Source organism: Streptomyces sp. NPDC014733 (assembly GCF_043083385.1).
In the GTDB taxonomy this organism is placed as follows: domain Bacteria; phylum Actinomycetota; class Actinomycetes; order Streptomycetales; family Streptomycetaceae; genus Streptomyces.
Genome location: NZ_JBIBYO010000003.1, coordinates 327,871 through 342,762 on the forward strand (window position 1 = coordinate 327,871; position 14,892 = coordinate 342,762).

Here is a 14,892-nt window from a genome sequence, read left to right on the forward strand (position 1 = left end):
AAGCTACCTGGCCTCCGGGGCGCTTGCGCTTCCCGGCGACGTGTTGAACTCTAGCGGATTCCTGGGCCAGTACAAAAACGCGTTTGTGCAGGTGCTGCGCTTCTGGCTCGGCCACGGCGCCGGACGGGCCCGAGATCTAGACTCGCTGACGTGCACGACCTCCCTCCTGTGGCCCGCTTCGGCGGCCTCATCGCGACCGATCTCCGCGACGTCACCACCGATCCCGCAGCCCTGGACTCCACGGGCTGGTGGGCGGTGGTGGCCGGATTCGAGGGGGAGGTGATCTGCGCCCGTTTCGCGGACGTCCGGCCCGCCGCCCCGGCCGACGCCCCCGACCCCCGCGCCTGGCACGGCCCCGCCCCCGGTGACTGGCGCAGCTCCCTGGACCGCGCCGCCTACATGGACGGGGTGCGCCGCATACGCGCGTACATAGGGACGGGCGACGTCTATCAGGTGAACCTCTGCCGGGTGCTGAGCGCGCCGCTGCCCGATCCCGGGCGCAGCGACATCGACGCGCTCACCGCCGTACTGGCCCTCGGCAACCCCGCGCCGTACGCGGGCACCGTCCGGCTCCCGGCGCACGGCGTCGAGGTCGCCACCGCCTCGCCCGAGCTCTATCTGCGCCGCGACGGGCGCACCGTCGAGTCCGGTCCCATCAAGGGGACCGGGCGCATCGCCGCGGATCTGACGGACAAGGACCGCGCCGAGAACGTGATGATCGTCGACCTGGTCCGCAACGACCTCGGCCGGGTCTGCGCCACCGGCAGCGTCACCGTCCCCGCGCTCTGCGCCGCCGAGGAACACCCCGGCCTCGTCCACCTCGTCTCCACCGTCCGCGGTGAGATCGCCGAGCGCCGCGCCAAGAGCGCCTGGGCCGATCTCCTCACCGCCACCTTCCCGCCCGGTTCGGTCACCGGCGCGCCCAAGGGGAGCGCGCTGCGGATCATCGACGAGCTGGAGAAGGCGCCCCGCGGGCCGTACTGCGGCGGCATCGGCTGGGTCGACGCCGACCGCGGCACCGGCGAGCTGGCCGTCGGCATCCGCACCTTCTGGATCGACCGCGCCGCGGCGGACGGGCCCGAGCTGCGGTTCGGTGCGGGCGCCGGGATCATCTGGGACTCCGACCCGGAGCGCGAGTGGGCGGAGACCGAGCTGAAGGCGCGCCGGCTGCTCGCGGTAGCGTCGGGTGAGCTCGACGTGAACGGAAGGACGGCACCATGAGGATCTGGCTGGACGGGGCACTGCAGGAGGCCGGCCGGGCCCGGGTGTCCGTCTTCGACCACGGACTGACGGTCGGCGACGGCGTCTTCGAGACGGTCAAGGCCGAGGGCGGCCGCGCCTTCGCCCTCACCCGCCACCTGGAGCGGCTCGCCCACTCCGCCCGCGGCCTGGGGCTGCCCGAGCCGGACCTCGACGAGGTACGCCGCGGCTGCGCCGCCGTCCTCGACGCCAACCCGATGGCGCTCGGCCGGTTGCGGATCACCTACACCGGCGGCGAATCGCCCCTCGGCTCCGACCGCGGCGACGCCCCGGCGACCCTCCTCATCGCCGTCGGCGAGGCGGCCCGCCGCCCCGACACCACGGCCGCCGTCACCGTCCCCTGGACGCGCAACGAACGCGGCGCGCTCACGGGCCTGAAGACCACCTCGTACGGTGAGAACGTCGTCGCGCTCGCCCGGGCCCGGGAACGCGGCGCCTCCGAGGCGCTGTTCGGCAACACCGTCGGCGCGCTCTGCGAGGGCACCGGCTCCAACGTCTTCGTCGTCCTCGACGGGGAACTGCACACCCCGCCGCTGACCTCCGGCTGCCTGGCCGGGATCACCCGCGCGCTGACCGTCGCCTGGGCCGGGGCCAAGGAGACCGATCTGCCGCTGGACGTCCTGGAGAGCGCCGAGGAGATCTTCCTGACGTCGACGCTCCGCGACGTCCAGGCGGTGACGCGGGTCGACGACCGTCAACTCGGCGACGTACCGGGCCCGGTGACACGCGCCGCGATGTGCGCCTTCGACGCGGGCGCCGCCGCCGACTTCGACCCGCGGTGAGGTGAAGGACCGCGGCGGCGGGTAGAAGGTCCCCGTGACGACCACGCTGCGTCCCGCGGGACCGGAGGACCGAGACGGCGAGGGCCACCGCGCCCGCCGTTACGACATCTGCGTCAACAGCCGCCGGGTGGGCGGCGTCCGGCTCACCGCCGACCCGCTCGGCGGGGCGGCCACGGGCCGGATCGAGGAGCTGGCGGTCGACGCCGCCGACCGCCGCCGCGGCCGGGCCACCGTCGCCGCTCTCGCCGCCGAGGAGGTCCTGCGCGGCTGGGGCTGCCGCCGGATCGCGGTGACCGTCCCCGCCGGCGGGGAGGCCGCACTGCGCCTCGCCGCGGCCCTGGGCTACACCGAACGCGCCCACCACCTCGCCAAGGTGATCGTCACCGTCCCGCGGCTGCCGCCCGGTGCCGAGGACCGTGCGCTGACCGCCGGCGCATACCTGTCCTGGCGCCCCACCGCCGTCGCGGACCGCGCACGCCTCCTCGCCGCACCGGGCCTGACCTCGGAAGAAGCCACCCGTGCGGCGGAGGCCGAACACCGTGCGCTGCTCCCGGAGGGCGCCGCCACCGCGCACCGGGCGGTGCGGCTCCTCACCGTCCGCGGCACCGACGTCGGCCATGTCTGGACCGATCTGCGGCCGCCGGACCTGCCCGGTGGCCGCGTCCTCGACCTCCTCGTCGCCCCGGAGCACCGCGGCCGCGGCCACGGCCGGGCGCTGCTGGGCGTCGCGGAGCGGGAGTGCCTGGCCGCCGGGGCGCCCCTGATCGGTCTGACGGTCCGCGCGGACGACGCCGCCGCGCGCGGTCTCTGCGCGTCCCTGGGATACCGCCCCACCGGCCTGCTCCTGGCCAAGCCGCTCCTCTGAGCCGTGGCTCAGCCCTCGGCGAGCAGCCGGTCCGCGATCTCCTCGATCCGGGCCCGCAGCCCCTCCTGGCTCGCGCTGCCGTCCAGCAGCTCCCCGCCGATGACGTACGTGGGGGTGCCGCGCACGCCGATCGCCTTGCCCTCGGCGTGGTCGGCGTCGACGATCAGCAGATGGCGGCCGTCGATCAGCGCGGTGTCCAGCTCGTCGGAGTCCAGGCCCAGCGCGTCGGCGACCTCCAGCAGCAGCCGTTCACCGGAGCGGCCCAGCTCCTCGGTGCGGGCCAGCACCGCCTCGGTGAACTCCTGGCCCTTGCCCTGCTCGGCGGCCTCCTCCGCCGCCTGCGCCGCCGCGTAGGAGTGCTTGTGCTTCTCCAGCGGGAAGTGGCGCAGCCGGATGTCCAGCCGGTCGCCGTAGCGCTCGCGCAGGGCACGCAGATCGTCCTGGGCGGTGTGGCAGTCCGGGCACTGCAGCTCGCACCAGACGTCCAGGACGACGGGAGCGGAGGAAGCTTCGGGGGCGGAGGACGGTGCGCCGGAGGCGGGGGAGTCGTTCATGGGGCCAGTCTTCCAGCCCGCCGGGCGGCAGGGGCACCTGGACCTCGGGAGGAGCCCGACCCGGAGATCTCCCTGATCACCGCGGCCGGGCATGGCCGCGAGGACGTCGGGCAGGGCAGGATGGAGGAAGGGGACGCAGCGTGCGCTCCCTCCCACCTAGGGCAGGAGGACCCGATGCTGACATCGACCGTATGCGCCGCGGTGTCGGCGGCGGGCCTGGCCGTCGCCGCGCTGACGGCCTACCGCAAGCGTTTCCTCGCCGCGACGCGTATCGCGGCGTTCGCCCTCATTCCGATCGGCCTGGCGATGACCGGCATCATCGACTGGATCACCGGGCTCGTCCTCAAGCCGACGGTCTGGGCCGGGTTCGGCCTGCTGGCCCTCTCGGCCGTGCTGTTCATGATCGGCCGCGCGGTGGAGCGCCGCCGCGGCGGCGTCGGCAGCCGCAGGGAGCGCCGGGCCGCCACCTCCGCCCGTGGCGCCGCGGTGGCCCCGGGCGCCTCCGCCCCGTCCCTCGGGGCGGGCCGTACGGCCTCCGGGTCCGCGGGGGCGGCCAAGGGGAAAGCGGCTGCTCCTGAGGATGACTTCTCGGACATCGAAGCGATCCTCAAAAAACACGGGATCTGATGAACTCCCGCCACTGAGGGGGTAATTGGGCATTCGCGACCGATCGGCTGCGCCATGATCGTCGCGAAATGAACGATGAGTGCGCCCTGGCCCGGGATGAAGCCCCGGCCCCCGAACCGCGCGGATGTCTTTTCGCGCTGTCCCAGCCGCCCCTGATGCTCTTCCTCGCCTTCATCGGCCTGCTGCTGTTGCTGGGCGCCGTCCACGACCTGTACCTCCAGTGAGGGGCGGGACGTGGCCGGTGCGGCTCAGTCCGCGGCCTCCCGTTGCCGTGCCCGGTAGGCGGCGACGTGCAGCCGGTTGCCGCAGGTCCGGCTGGAACAGTAGCGCCGGGAGCGGTTCCGGGAGAGATCGACGAACGTGTGCCGGCAGCCCGGCGCCTCGCAGCGCCGCAGCCGTTCCCGCTCACCCGCCACCACCAGGAAAGCCAGTGCCATGCCGCAGTCGGCCGCCAGATGGTGGGCGACCGAGGCGCCCGGCGCGAAGTAGTGGACGTGCCAGTCGTAGCCGTCGTGGTCCGTCAGCTGCGGGGTGGTGCCCGCCGAGGCGATCAGCCCGTTCAGCAGCGCGGCGGCCCCGCGGTCGTCGGGTGCGGCGAAAACCTCTGCGAAGCGGGCGCGCAGCGCTCTCACGGCGGCCAGATCGGTGTCGTCGAGGGTGCCGACCCCGCTGATGTCGTGCCGCGCGGTGAACTCCCGCAGTGCGGCCGTATCGGTCAGGGTGTCCGGGCTGCCGGCCGCCTCGCCCTCCGGGGCGGTGTTCAGCAGGTCGACGACCGCGTCCAGGGCGCACCGGGTGTCGTGCGTGATCATCACGGTTTCGCTCCCAGGCAGGGTGGGGCGGCGCGGGAGCCGCCCCCGAGTCCTTGCGGAATGGTCGTCGACTCTAGCGCGTCGCCCATGCCGCGGCGCCGTCGCCGCGGTGGGTCCGCGGCGACGGCGCCGGAGCGTGCCATATGAACTTGTCGGTCCCGCGGCGTCTCCCCGAGTCGGACGCCGCGGACGTGTGCGGGTGGGTTGCGGTGGGTGGCTGTGGTGCGTCTCAGCTCTCCGCGAGGATGTGGGAGAGCTCTGTGTCGAGATCGAAATGCCGGTGCTCGGTACCGGGAGGTACCGCGGCGTCGGTCCTTTTGAGGAACGATTCGAGGGCCCGTGCGGGGGCCTCCAGGAGGGCCTCGCCTTCCGGGGAACTCAGGGCGATGCAGACCACGCCCTGTCCGTGGCTCCGGGACGGCCAGACGCGGACGTCGCCGGTGCCGGTGGGCCGGTGCAGGCCCTCGGCGAGGAGATCGCGGGCGAAAACCCACTCGACGGTCTCCTCGGCTCCGGTATGGAAGGTGGCATGCACGGCGTAAGGATCGGCCGTGTCATACCGCAGGCCCGCCGGTACAGGCAGTGAGGACTCGCTCGACACAACGAGGCGCAGGTGCAGCTCGCAGCTGACCGTGGTGTTCATAAGCGCCAGGGCCTTTCGCTCAGTGTGCGCTCGGGGATTCGCACGTCGGCGAAATCGACATGCCACCTACGGTGCCGTTGTAAACCCCTCTGAGCGTTTTGGGTGGCTTCGGGTACCTCTGACGGCGGATTGAAAGATCGTCCCCCATGGATATTCGGGTGGGTGGGGGACTTCGAGGCGATGGTGTGAATACAGAGAGTTACGGAAGGGCGGGCGTCCGCCGGTGCCGGTCCGGTGCGAGCAAGGGGGCGCGGTCGCCCCTCCCGTCACCGGTCGGCCGGTGATCTTCGTGGGCGCGGTGCTCCGCACGACGGGGTGAGGCCGGCGCCGGACGTGTGCCGGGCGAGACCCGGACGTGTGCCGGGCGCGAGGGGCGGGCGCGAGGGTGGCCCCGTCGGATGCGTCGCGGACGGCGATGACCTGCGCCGGTGGCCCTCCGGGTGGTCACGGAGCCCCGTCCGCGTGGGGTAATGTGTGCCGTGCGCCGGGCGATTAGCTCAGTGGGAGAGCGCTTCGTTCACACCGAAGAGGTCACTGGTTCGAACCCAGTATCGCCCACCCCGGCCGAAGGTCCGGAGGCTCCAAGCCTCCGGACCTTCGCGGTTGTTGGGTTCCGCCCGCCCCGGAGCGGCACACTGAACCCATGCCCCCCTGGTCGCGCGCACTCCACCGCTACCGCTTCCGCAGCGTGTGGCTGCTGCCCGACGCCCCGCCCGCGGTCGTCTACGCCGTCCTCGAACGCGTCGAGAGCTATCCGCTGTGGTGGCCCCAGGTGCGCGCCGTCGACCGCACCGGCGAGTCCGGCGGGACGGCGCGCTTCCGCTCGTTCCTCCCGTACGACCTGGACGTCGTCGCAGGTGAAGGCGGGCGGAACCCGCGCGCCGGGGTGCTGGAGGTGACCCTTCGCGGCGATCTGGAGGGCTGGGTGCGGTGGACGGTCGCGGCGCGCGGCGGCGGGACGCGGGTCCTCTTCGAACAGGCGGTGGAGGTGCGTAAGCCGCTGCTGCGGTGGCTGGCGTTGCCGGGGCGGCCGCTGTTCGTGCTCAACCACGCGCTGATGATGCGCTCCGGGCGCCGCGGTCTGGCGGCGTGGCTGGCCCGCTGACGGCGTCCGGCCGTCGCCCCGCGTGACCGGTACGGGGGTGAGGGCGGGGCCGCGGGAAGGAATTTGTTGGAAAGCCGTGGCGGCCTGTATTGTTCAGGTCGTTCGCGAGGGAAACCCCGCCGACACCCGGGCGATTAGCTCAGTGGGAGAGCGCTTCGTTCACACCGAAGAGGTCACTGGTTCGAACCCAGTATCGCCCACCGGGATCGAGGTCCGGGCCGTCAATTGACGGCCCGGACCTTTTTGTTGTGGCGGTAATTCCCGAACTGCCCGCGCCTTTCCGCGCGGTGCCCGACCTTGCGTCTCACTTCTCCGGGACCGCGGGCCGCATCGGCCACTGACCGTCGGCCGCGCCGCCGCGCGGGAACCACGTCTGCCGGTCGCGTGCCTGGGACGCGAACCACGTCGTCTGGAGGGTGTGGAGTTCGTCGGGGTGCAGCCGGGCGAGGCGGGCGGCGTGGCGGCGGCCCAGCGCGCGGACCACCTCCAGGACGGTGAGCGCCTCGTCGGCGGTGCGCCCGGTGCCGTGCCCGCCGTCGGACGGCTTGACGTCGTACTGCGCGCAGAGGTCGGGAAGGGCGCGGGCGCCCTTGCGGTAGCGGTCCAGGTGGGTGTCGAGGACCAGCGGGTCGAGGACGTACAGCGGGTGGCTGCCGAGATAGCCGGTCAGGGACGTGGCGCGGTGGCGGGTCGCCTCGCGGTCCAGGAGCGTCAGGGTGAACGGGGCGTCCAGCACGGCCACCGGGCGGCCGGACGCCGCCTGCGCGGCGAGTGCCCGGGCGATCTCGTCGACCGCGGGCGCCGGCCAGCGGCCGCGGCGGGCGAGGTGCCCGGTGGTCAGGCCGTGCGCCGCCGTCGCGGCCTCGGGGATCTCCACGCCGGGACTGATCAGCCATCGGGTGAGCGCCGGGGAGGCGCCCGGGGTCTCCTGGACCGCCAGCGCCGCCGCGACGACGCGGTCGGTCTCGGGATCGTCTCCGGTCGTCCCGACGCCGAACGCCGCCAGTGGACCGTCGTACCAACTCGGCACCATCGCCCCTCCTCGCACTCCGACACCACGGCGCGGGCGCCCGCCGCCGGCCGGCCGACGCGGTGCGCCGAGCTGCCGGGGACGACGCGACGGCCCGCGGCCCGAGCAGGTGATACCCGCCTCGTGGTGTTGCCGAACCGCATTTGTTTGCGGGCCACTTGACGGGGAGACAAACCAGAAGGACGGGGCGTGGCACACGTCCGGCCGCGGACTCCCGTCGGACGAACCCTCCGCACGAGGACCCGCCCGCACCGGCACGGCCGCCCGTACGCCCGCGCCCGGCGGACCGCCGCCCCCGCGCACCGCCCCGCCGCTCACCCCGGCGGCCCGGCCGCCCCCGTACGGCCGCCACCGGACGTCCCGGCCGGCCCCCCGGTGACCGGCCGCGGCTCTTCGACGACCGCGCCCGGCCGCCCGGCGCGGACCGGGCCGGGAGGACACCGTGACGCACCGGACGACCGACGACACCACCGCGCCGGGCCCGCAGCTGCCGGGCGCCGGTATTCCGCTGCCCGACCCGGCGGCCATCGACCCCGCGATCCTCGGCGCGCTGCTGGCCCGGCACGGCTGGCACCGCACGGGCGGCCCCGGCGGGCGGTACGCGCGCTGGACCCCGCCGGGCGGCGGCGCCGGACTGCTGGTGCCGCAGGACCCGCGCTTCCCGGAGTGCGCCGAACTGCTCGCCGAGGCTCTGGCCACCCTCAGCGTCAGCCCGGCGCCGTACGCCCGGGAGGTGCTGCTGGGGATGGCGGCGCTCAGCGACGAGGTGCGCTGGGAGCGGCTGGCGCCGGGGACCGGGTCGGTGGTGGCGCGCTGGGTGGCGCAGGAGCAGTTGCGCGGTGCGGCGCGTGCGACGCTGGGCGCCGCGGCGCTGGCCAGCTGCGCCCGCGCCGGGTACTACGGGTCGCGCTACCGCGGCCACACCGAGCGCTATCTGGCGGAGGCGCTGCTCGGACCGGCGCCGGAGGGCCTCCGGCTCGCCGCCTTCATCCCGGTGTCGGTCGGCCGGGGCCCGGTGATCACGTTGCACCGGGCGCTGCGCGCCGCCCGCGACGCCACCGACCACCGGCGTGCCACCGGGGGCACCGAGGCGTTCGACGCGGCGGTGGCGTTCGGCGTCTGCCACGAGCTGGTGCAGGCGCTGATCGCGCTGGTCCACGAGGGCGGCGGGATCCGGATCACGGTGGACTGGTCGCCCGGGGCGGGCCCGCCGCCCGGCTGCCCGGTCCGTCCCGGGCCGGTGGAGTTCACCACGGGCGACCTTCCGGCCCTGGCGGACGCCGCCCAGCGCTACGTCCGCGGCGAGCCGTCGCTGCCGGTCCGGGTGACCGGTGCGGTGGTGCGGCTGCACCGGGAGCGGCCGGGCGGGGGAGTGGTGCGGCTGCGGGTGATCACCGGGGCCGATGTCGAGCAGGTGCGGGTGGCGCTCGGCGACGACGACTACCGCGTCGCGGGCCAGGCCCACCTGATGAATCTGCCGGTCCGGATCAGCGGCCGCCTGGAGAGCCGCGGCGGCTTCCGCCGGCTGACCGGGGCGCGGGGCGTCGTACCGCTGCCGACGGGCGACCCGGAACCGGGGGAGCCGTCCTGAGGGGACGGACGGCTCCCCGGGCCCGGGGAGCCCGGGGGAGCCGCCCCGAGGACGCCCCGGAGCAGCGGCGTTCCTGAAGGCGGCCCGTGGCCACGCCCGCTCAGGGGTGAGCCCGGTCCCGGCAAACCGTTTCGCGCTTCGGTCCGCGGGATCGGTACGATTTCCCTGCGCAGCAATCGCTGACGCGCAGCAGACATGACAGGAGAGACCGGTGTCAGACGTCCGTGTGACCGTCCAACGCGATTCCGAGCGGGAAGAACGCGTGGTGACCACGGGCACTACGGCCGCCGACCTCTTCCAGGGCGAGCGCGCCGTCGTCGCCGCGCGGGTGGCCGGGGAGCTGAAGGACCTGGCGTACGAGGTGGCCGACGGCGAGACCGTCGAGCCCGTCGAGATCACCTCCGAGGACGGCCTGAACATCCTGCGGCACTCCACCGCGCACGTGATGGCGCAGGCCGTGCAGGAGCTGTTCCCCGAGGCCAAGCTCGGCATCGGTCCGCCCATCAAGGACGGCTTCTACTACGACTTCGACGTCGAGACCCCGTTCCAGCCGGACGACCTCAAGCGCATCGAGAAGAAGATGCAGGAGATTCAGAAGCGCGGCCAGAAGTTCGCGCGCCGGGTCACCACCGACGAGGACGCCCGCGTCGAGCTGGCCGACGAGCCGTACAAGCTGGAGCTGATCGGCCTCAAGGGCAACGCCGCGGAGGCCGCCGAGGGCGCCGACGCCGAGGTGGGCGGCGGCGAGCTGACCATCTACGACAACCTCGACGCCAAGACCGGCGAGCTGTGCTGGAAGGACCTCTGCCGCGGTCCGCACCTGCCCAGCACCCGCGTCATCCCGGCCTTCAAGCTGATGCGCTCGGCCGCCGCCTACTGGCGCGGCAGCGAGAAGAACAAGCAGCTCCAGCGGATCTACGGCACCGCCTGGCCGACCAAGGGCGAGCTCAAGGCCCACCTGGAGTTCCTCGCCGAGGCCGAGAAGCGCGACCACCGCAAGCTCGGCGCCGAGCTGGACCTCTTCTCCTTCCCGGAGGAGCTGGGCCCGGGCCTCGCGGTGTTCCACCCCAAGGGCGGCGTCATCCGCAAGGAGATGGAGACCTACTCCCGCAAGCGCCACGAGGTCTCCGGCTACGAGTTCGTCAACACCCCGCACCTCTCGAAGGAGCGGCTCTTCGAGATCTCGGGTCACCTCCCGCACTACGCCGAGGGCATGTTCCCGGCCATCGAGTTCGACGAGCAGAACTACCGCCTCAAGGCGATGAACTGCCCGATGCACAACCTGATCTTCAAGTCGCGCGGCCGCTCCTACCGCGAACTGCCCCTGCGCCTCTTCGAGTTCGGCACGGTCTACCGCTACGAGAAGTCCGGCGTCGTCCACGGCCTGACCCGCTCGCGCGGCTTCACCCAGGACGACTCGCACATCTACTGCACCAAGGACCAGATGCCGGAGGAGCTGGACACGCTCCTGACCTTCGTGCTGGACCTGCTGCGCGACTACGGCCTGACCGAGTTCGAGCTGGAGCTGTCCACCCGGGACGACTCCGACAAGTTCATCGGCACCGACGAGGACTGGGCCGAGGCCACCGAGGCGCTGCGGCTGGCCGCCGAGAAGCAGGGCCTGCCGCTCGTCCCCGACCCGGGCGGCGCCGCCTACTACGGCCCGAAGATCTCCGTGCAGGCGAAGGACGCCATCGGCCGCTCCTGGCAGATGTCGACGATCCAGGTCGACTTCAACCAGCCCAAGCGGTTCAACCTGGAGTACACCGCGGCGGACGGCTCCAAGCAGCAGCCGGTCATGATCCACCGCGCGCTGTTCGGCTCCATCGAGCGGTTCTTCGGTGTCCTCCTGGAGCACTACGCGGGCGCCTTCCCCGTGTGGCTCGCCCCCGTCCAGGCCACCGGCATCCCGATCGGCGACACCCACGTCCCTTACCTCCAGGAGTTCGCCGACGAGGCGCGCGCCCAGGGGCTGCGGATCGACGTCGACGCCTCGTCGGACCGGATGCAGAAGAAGATCCGCAATGCCCAGAAGAGCAAGGTGCCCTTCATGATCATCGCCGGTGACGAGGATGTCGCGGGCGGCGCGGTCTCCTTCCGCTACCGCGACGGTTCGCAGAAGAACGGCATCCCGCGCGCCGAGGCCATCGCCGAGATCGTGGACGCCGTGGAGCGCCGCATCCAGGTGTGACCCCGCGCCGACCACCCGTCCGGGCCCCGGTGAGCACCCGCTCGCCGGGGCCCGCGCGTTGTCCCGCGCCGCCCCTCACCCCTCGCCCTCCTGCCGGAAGCGCCGCACCAGCCAGGAGGAGAACGTGCCGACCACCGCACCGACCAGCGCCACCCCCATGAACATCAGTCCGGCGCCGACGGTGCGCCCCCACGGGGTGACGGGCGCGGCGTCGCCGTACCCCGTCGTCGTCAGTGCCGCCACGGCCCACCACGCCGCGTCCCCGAGGGTGTGGATGCTGCTGTCCGGCACCGGCCGCTCCTCGTGCAGCACGGCCAGCGCCGCCGCGAACCCCAGCAGCAGCGCGGACAGCCCGGCGTACACCATCACCCGCGCCTCCAGCGCCAGCCGCGGCCGCCGCCGGCGCAGCCGCTGCCGGTCGTGCGCCTCGACCAGCCGCAGCGGTCGCAGCAGCGGCAGGACGACCACCAGCAGATCGAGCCACCGGGTGCGCACGAAGCGCTGCCGGTCCGGGCTGAGGGCCAGCCGGGCCAGATACTCCGCGACGAAGCATGCCCAGGTCAGGGCGGTCACCGCGGCCCAGAAGCCCTGTGCGGCGGGTGACATGCCGGGCTTCAGGACCCGCACCGCGTACGCGAGCAGGAAGAGCAGCGAGGCGGCGAGGAGGGAGGGGCCGGCGTGCTTCTCCCACGCCGCCAGACGGTCGTTCCGGTCCATCGGCCCAGCATCGGGGAGCGGGCGGGACGGTGTGCCCCGGCGACACGCCGCGGACGGCGGACGCCATATGCTGGCCGGTATGACGAGCGAGCCGGAGCAGCAGATCGGAGTCGGGACACAGGACGCCTTCCAGCGCCTGTGGACGCCCCACCGGATGGCGTACATCCAGGGGGAGAACAAGCCGAGCGGCCCGGGGGCCGACGACGGCTGCCCGTTCTGCTCGATCCCCGCCAAGTCGGACGAGGACGGGCTGGTCATCGCCCGTGGCACACATGTCTACGCGGTGCTCAACCTCTACCCGTACAACGGCGGGCATCTGATGGTGGTGCCGTTCCGGCACGTCGCGGACTACACCGAGCTGGACGCCGCGGAGACCGCGGAGCTGGCGGAGCTGACCAAGCACGCGATGACCGCGCTGCGCACCGCGTCCGGGGCGCACGGCTTCAACATCGGCATGAACCAGGGCGCGGTGGCCGGCGCGGGCATCGCCGCCCACCTCCACCAGCACGTCGTCCCGCGCTGGGGCGGCGACACCAACTTCATGCCGGTGGTCGGCCACACCAAGGTGCTGCCGCAGCTCCTCGCCGACACCCGGCGGATGCTCGCGGACGCCTGGCCCGCATAACGCCACCGCTGCCCCGGGGACCGCATGCGCCCCCGGGGCGCGCCGTTCCTCCGAAGAGCCGAACAAAACACCCCCTTCCGGTCCGTACCGCTCTGTAATGGAGTGGTGACTCCACCGGACCGCCGTTCCGTGCTGTGCGCTGCCGCCGCGGTGGCCGCCGGGGCCGCCGCGACCGCCTGCACCCGGGCCGGCGCGGACCCCGCGGCCGCCCGCGCCACCGCCCCCGCCACCTCGCGCCCGGCCTCGCCCCGCCCGGCGCACGCCGCCCGGCCGCCCACCCGCGCACCGGGCCTGCCCGCACAGATCGCGCACGGCCCCCGGCGGGGCGACGCGGTCGCGCTCACCTTCCACGGGCAGGGCGATCCGAGGACCGCGGCCGCGCTGCTGGGCGAGGCCGAGCGGGCCGGCGCGCGCCTCACCGTGCTGGCCGTCGGCGTCTGGCTCGACGAACAGCCCGCGATGGCCCGCCGCATCCTCGACGGCGGTCACGAACTGGGCAACCACACCCTCCACCACCGCACCATCTGCGCCATGCCCGAGGACGAGGCGTACGCCGAGATCACCGGCTGCGCCGACCGGCTGCGGACCCTCACCGGCACCATCGGCAGCTGGTTCCGTCCCTCGCGGACGCAGTACGCCACCGACCAGGTGGTCCGGCTGGCCCGCCGGGCCGGCTACCCGCACGTCCTCTCGTACGACCTCGACTCCCTCGACGCCGACGACCCCGGCGCGTCCGCCGTCCAGCGCACGGTGCTGGACGGCGTCCGGCCCGGCTCGGTCGTCAGCCTCCACCTCGGGCACCCCGGCACCGTCGCCGCGCTGCCCCCGATCCTCGACGGCCTGCACCGGCGCGGTCTGCGCGCGGTGACGACTACGGAGCTGGTGACCTGATGGCTGACCGGACCTCTGCCCTCCGCCGCACTCCGGGGAAGGCCGCCCTGCTGGCCGCCGTGGGCGCGCTGCTCGCCGCCGGCTGCGGGAAGGGCGACACGGCCGCCCGCACCCCGCACTCCCCGCGGCCCGCGAGCCCGTCCCCGGCGGCGGCCGCCCGCCCCGGACTGCCCGGTATGCCGCCGCTGCTCGACCCGCACGACATCTACGCCGCCGACCGGCCCGGCAAACTCGTCCCGCAGGTCAAGGACTATCCGTCGATGGTGTACGTCCCCAACACCATCTCCAACACGGTCAGCGTCATCGACCCGCGGACGTACAAGGTCGTACGGACCGTGCCGGTGGGCGTGCAGCCGCAGCACGTCGTGCCGTCCTGGGACATGAAGACGCTCTGGGTCAACAACGACCGCGGCAACAGCCTCACCCCGATCGACCCGCGCACCGGAAAGACCGGGAAGACCGTCTCGGTGCACGACCCGTACAACCTCTACTTCACGCCCGACGGCAAGTACGCGATCGTCATGGCGTCGATGGACAAGCAGCTGGTCTTCCGCGACCCGCACACCATGGAGGTCCGCAAGACCGTGCCGGTGACCTGCGCCGGGGTCAACCACGCCGACTTCTCCGCCGACGGCCGGTACTTCATCGTCTCCTGCGAGTTCTCCGGCGAACTGCTCAAGGTCGACACCGCGAAGATGACCGTGACCGGCCAGCAGAAGCTGCCGCAGCACGGCGCGATGCCGCAGGACGTCAAGCTCTCCCCGGACGGGAAGACCTGGTACATCGCCGACATGACGTCCGACGGGGTGTGGGTCCTCGACGGCGACCGCTTCACCCGGCCGAAGCTGCTCCGCACCGGCAAGGGCGCCCACGGCCTCTACGTCAGCCGCGACTCGAAGCAGATGTACATCTCCAACCGCGGCGAGGGCACCATCTCGCTGCTGGACTTCGCCACCGGCCGGCTCACCGGCAAATGGCACATCCGCGGCGGCGGCAGCCCCGACATGGGCGGCGTCTCCGCCGACGGCAAGGTCCTGTGGCTCTCCGGCCGCTACAACTCGGAGGTCTACGCCCTCGACACCCGCACGGGGAAGACCCTGGCGAAGATCCCGGTCGGCAACGGCCCGCACGGCCTCGCGGTCTACCCGCAGCCCGGCCGCTACTCCCTCGGCCACACCGGCATCTTCCGCTGACCGGGC

At 73.4% G+C, this 14,892-nt stretch carries 16 protein-coding genes and 2 tRNA genes; 13 read left to right on the forward strand and 5 right to left on the reverse strand.

Features of this window, described 5'->3' with window-relative positions:
- The first annotated feature begins 150 nt into the window (after window positions 1-150).
- The 3 genes from ACF1BH_RS09650 to ACF1BH_RS09660 are packed head-to-tail and all read left to right on the forward strand — an operon-like array spanning window position 151 to window position 2,907.
- Window positions 151-1,221: a chorismate-binding protein gene (locus ACF1BH_RS09650; protein WP_391641870.1), complete on the forward strand. Its 1,071-nt coding sequence runs from the start codon at window positions 151-153 to the stop codon at window positions 1,219-1,221.
- A complete protein-coding gene (locus ACF1BH_RS09655; RefSeq protein ID WP_391641871.1) occupies window positions 1,218-2,042 on the forward strand; it encodes an aminotransferase class IV in 825 nt (274 codons plus the stop codon). The genes ACF1BH_RS09650 and ACF1BH_RS09655 overlap by 4 nt, the downstream gene beginning before the upstream one ends.
- A 34-nt stretch (window positions 2,043-2,076) precedes the next feature.
- Complete coding sequence (locus tag ACF1BH_RS09660) at window positions 2,077-2,907, forward strand: GNAT family N-acetyltransferase (protein WP_391641872.1); 831 nt, start codon at window positions 2,077-2,079, stop codon at window positions 2,905-2,907.
- Between the two features lie 8 nt (window positions 2,908-2,915).
- On the opposite strand, the gene ACF1BH_RS09665 is transcribed toward ACF1BH_RS09660, so the two are convergent.
- The gene (locus ACF1BH_RS09665) at window positions 2,916-3,461 is read right to left on the reverse strand and encodes a DsbA family protein (protein ID WP_391641873.1); all 546 of its coding nucleotides are present in this window, start codon (window positions 3,459-3,461) and stop codon (window positions 2,916-2,918) included.
- 174 nt (window positions 3,462-3,635) lie between these two features.
- Between ACF1BH_RS09665 and ACF1BH_RS09670 the strand changes: the two genes are divergently transcribed.
- Together ACF1BH_RS09670 and ACF1BH_RS09675 are read left to right on the forward strand one after the other, a co-directional pair.
- Window positions 3,636-4,088: a hypothetical protein gene (locus tag ACF1BH_RS09670; RefSeq protein ID WP_391641874.1), complete on the forward strand. Its 453-nt coding sequence runs from the start codon at window positions 3,636-3,638 to the stop codon at window positions 4,086-4,088.
- Window positions 4,089-4,156: 68 nt separating this feature from the next.
- Complete coding sequence (locus ACF1BH_RS09675; protein ID WP_169749979.1) at window positions 4,157-4,312, forward strand: hypothetical protein; 156 nt, start codon at window positions 4,157-4,159, stop codon at window positions 4,310-4,312.
- Window positions 4,313-4,336: 24 nt separating this feature from the next.
- On the opposite strand, the gene ACF1BH_RS09680 is transcribed toward ACF1BH_RS09675, so the two are convergent.
- Both ACF1BH_RS09680 and ACF1BH_RS09685 read right to left on the reverse strand, forming a co-directional pair.
- The gene (locus ACF1BH_RS09680; RefSeq protein WP_391641875.1) at window positions 4,337-4,903 is read right to left on the reverse strand and encodes a CGNR zinc finger domain-containing protein; all 567 of its coding nucleotides are present in this window, start codon (window positions 4,901-4,903) and stop codon (window positions 4,337-4,339) included.
- Between the two features lie 226 nt (window positions 4,904-5,129).
- Window positions 5,130-5,543 carry an SsgA family sporulation/cell division regulator gene (locus ACF1BH_RS09685; protein ID WP_003959770.1) on the reverse strand — a complete coding sequence of 138 codons (414 nt, stop codon included), beginning with the start codon at window positions 5,541-5,543 and terminating at the stop codon, window positions 5,130-5,132.
- 486 nt (window positions 5,544-6,029) lie between these two features.
- On the opposite strand from ACF1BH_RS09685, the gene ACF1BH_RS09690 reads away from it, so the two are divergent.
- From ACF1BH_RS09690 to ACF1BH_RS09700, 3 genes are all read left to right on the forward strand, one after another.
- Window positions 6,030-6,101: transfer RNA gene (locus ACF1BH_RS09690), tRNA-Val, on the forward strand.
- A gap of 85 nt (window positions 6,102-6,186) precedes the next feature.
- Window positions 6,187-6,648 carry an SRPBCC family protein gene (locus ACF1BH_RS09695; protein ID WP_391641876.1) on the forward strand — a complete coding sequence of 154 codons (462 nt, stop codon included), beginning with the start codon at window positions 6,187-6,189 and terminating at the stop codon, window positions 6,646-6,648.
- Window positions 6,649-6,776: 128 nt separating this feature from the next.
- Window positions 6,777-6,848 (forward strand) — tRNA-Val (locus ACF1BH_RS09700).
- Window positions 6,849-6,952: 104 nt separating this feature from the next.
- Here ACF1BH_RS09700 and ACF1BH_RS09705 read toward each other — a convergent pair.
- Window positions 6,953-7,678 carry a 3'-5' exonuclease gene (locus ACF1BH_RS09705; RefSeq protein WP_391642195.1) on the reverse strand — a complete coding sequence of 242 codons (726 nt, stop codon included), beginning with the start codon at window positions 7,676-7,678 and terminating at the stop codon, window positions 6,953-6,955.
- Window positions 7,679-8,120: 442 nt separating this feature from the next.
- On the opposite strand from ACF1BH_RS09705, the gene ACF1BH_RS09710 reads away from it, so the two are divergent.
- Both ACF1BH_RS09710 and thrS read left to right on the forward strand, forming a co-directional pair.
- The gene (locus ACF1BH_RS09710) at window positions 8,121-9,269 is read left to right on the forward strand and encodes a hypothetical protein (protein WP_391641877.1); all 1,149 of its coding nucleotides are present in this window, start codon (window positions 8,121-8,123) and stop codon (window positions 9,267-9,269) included.
- Between the two features lie 211 nt (window positions 9,270-9,480).
- Complete coding sequence (gene thrS, locus ACF1BH_RS09715; protein ID WP_391641878.1) at window positions 9,481-11,460, forward strand: threonine--tRNA ligase; 1,980 nt, start codon at window positions 9,481-9,483, stop codon at window positions 11,458-11,460.
- A 75-nt stretch (window positions 11,461-11,535) separates the two neighbouring features.
- On the opposite strand, the gene ACF1BH_RS09720 is transcribed toward thrS, so the two are convergent.
- Window positions 11,536-12,177, reverse strand: a complete 642-nt coding sequence (locus tag ACF1BH_RS09720; RefSeq protein ID WP_391641879.1) for a potassium channel family protein — start codon at window positions 12,175-12,177, stop codon at window positions 11,536-11,538.
- A gap of 67 nt (window positions 12,178-12,244) precedes the next feature.
- Between ACF1BH_RS09720 and ACF1BH_RS09725 the strand changes: the two genes are divergently transcribed.
- From ACF1BH_RS09725 to ACF1BH_RS09735, 3 genes are all read left to right on the forward strand, one after another.
- Complete coding sequence (locus ACF1BH_RS09725; RefSeq protein WP_391641880.1) at window positions 12,245-12,802, forward strand: HIT family protein; 558 nt, start codon at window positions 12,245-12,247, stop codon at window positions 12,800-12,802.
- Window positions 12,803-12,907: 105 nt separating this feature from the next.
- Complete coding sequence (locus ACF1BH_RS09730; RefSeq protein ID WP_391641881.1) at window positions 12,908-13,693, forward strand: polysaccharide deacetylase family protein; 786 nt, start codon at window positions 12,908-12,910, stop codon at window positions 13,691-13,693.
- On the forward strand, window positions 13,693-14,886 hold the full coding sequence (locus ACF1BH_RS09735; RefSeq protein WP_391641882.1) for a YncE family protein: 1,194 nt from the start codon (window positions 13,693-13,695) through the stop codon (window positions 14,884-14,886). The genes ACF1BH_RS09730 and ACF1BH_RS09735 overlap by 1 nt, the downstream gene beginning before the upstream one ends.
- Window positions 14,887-14,892 lie beyond the last annotated feature (6 nt).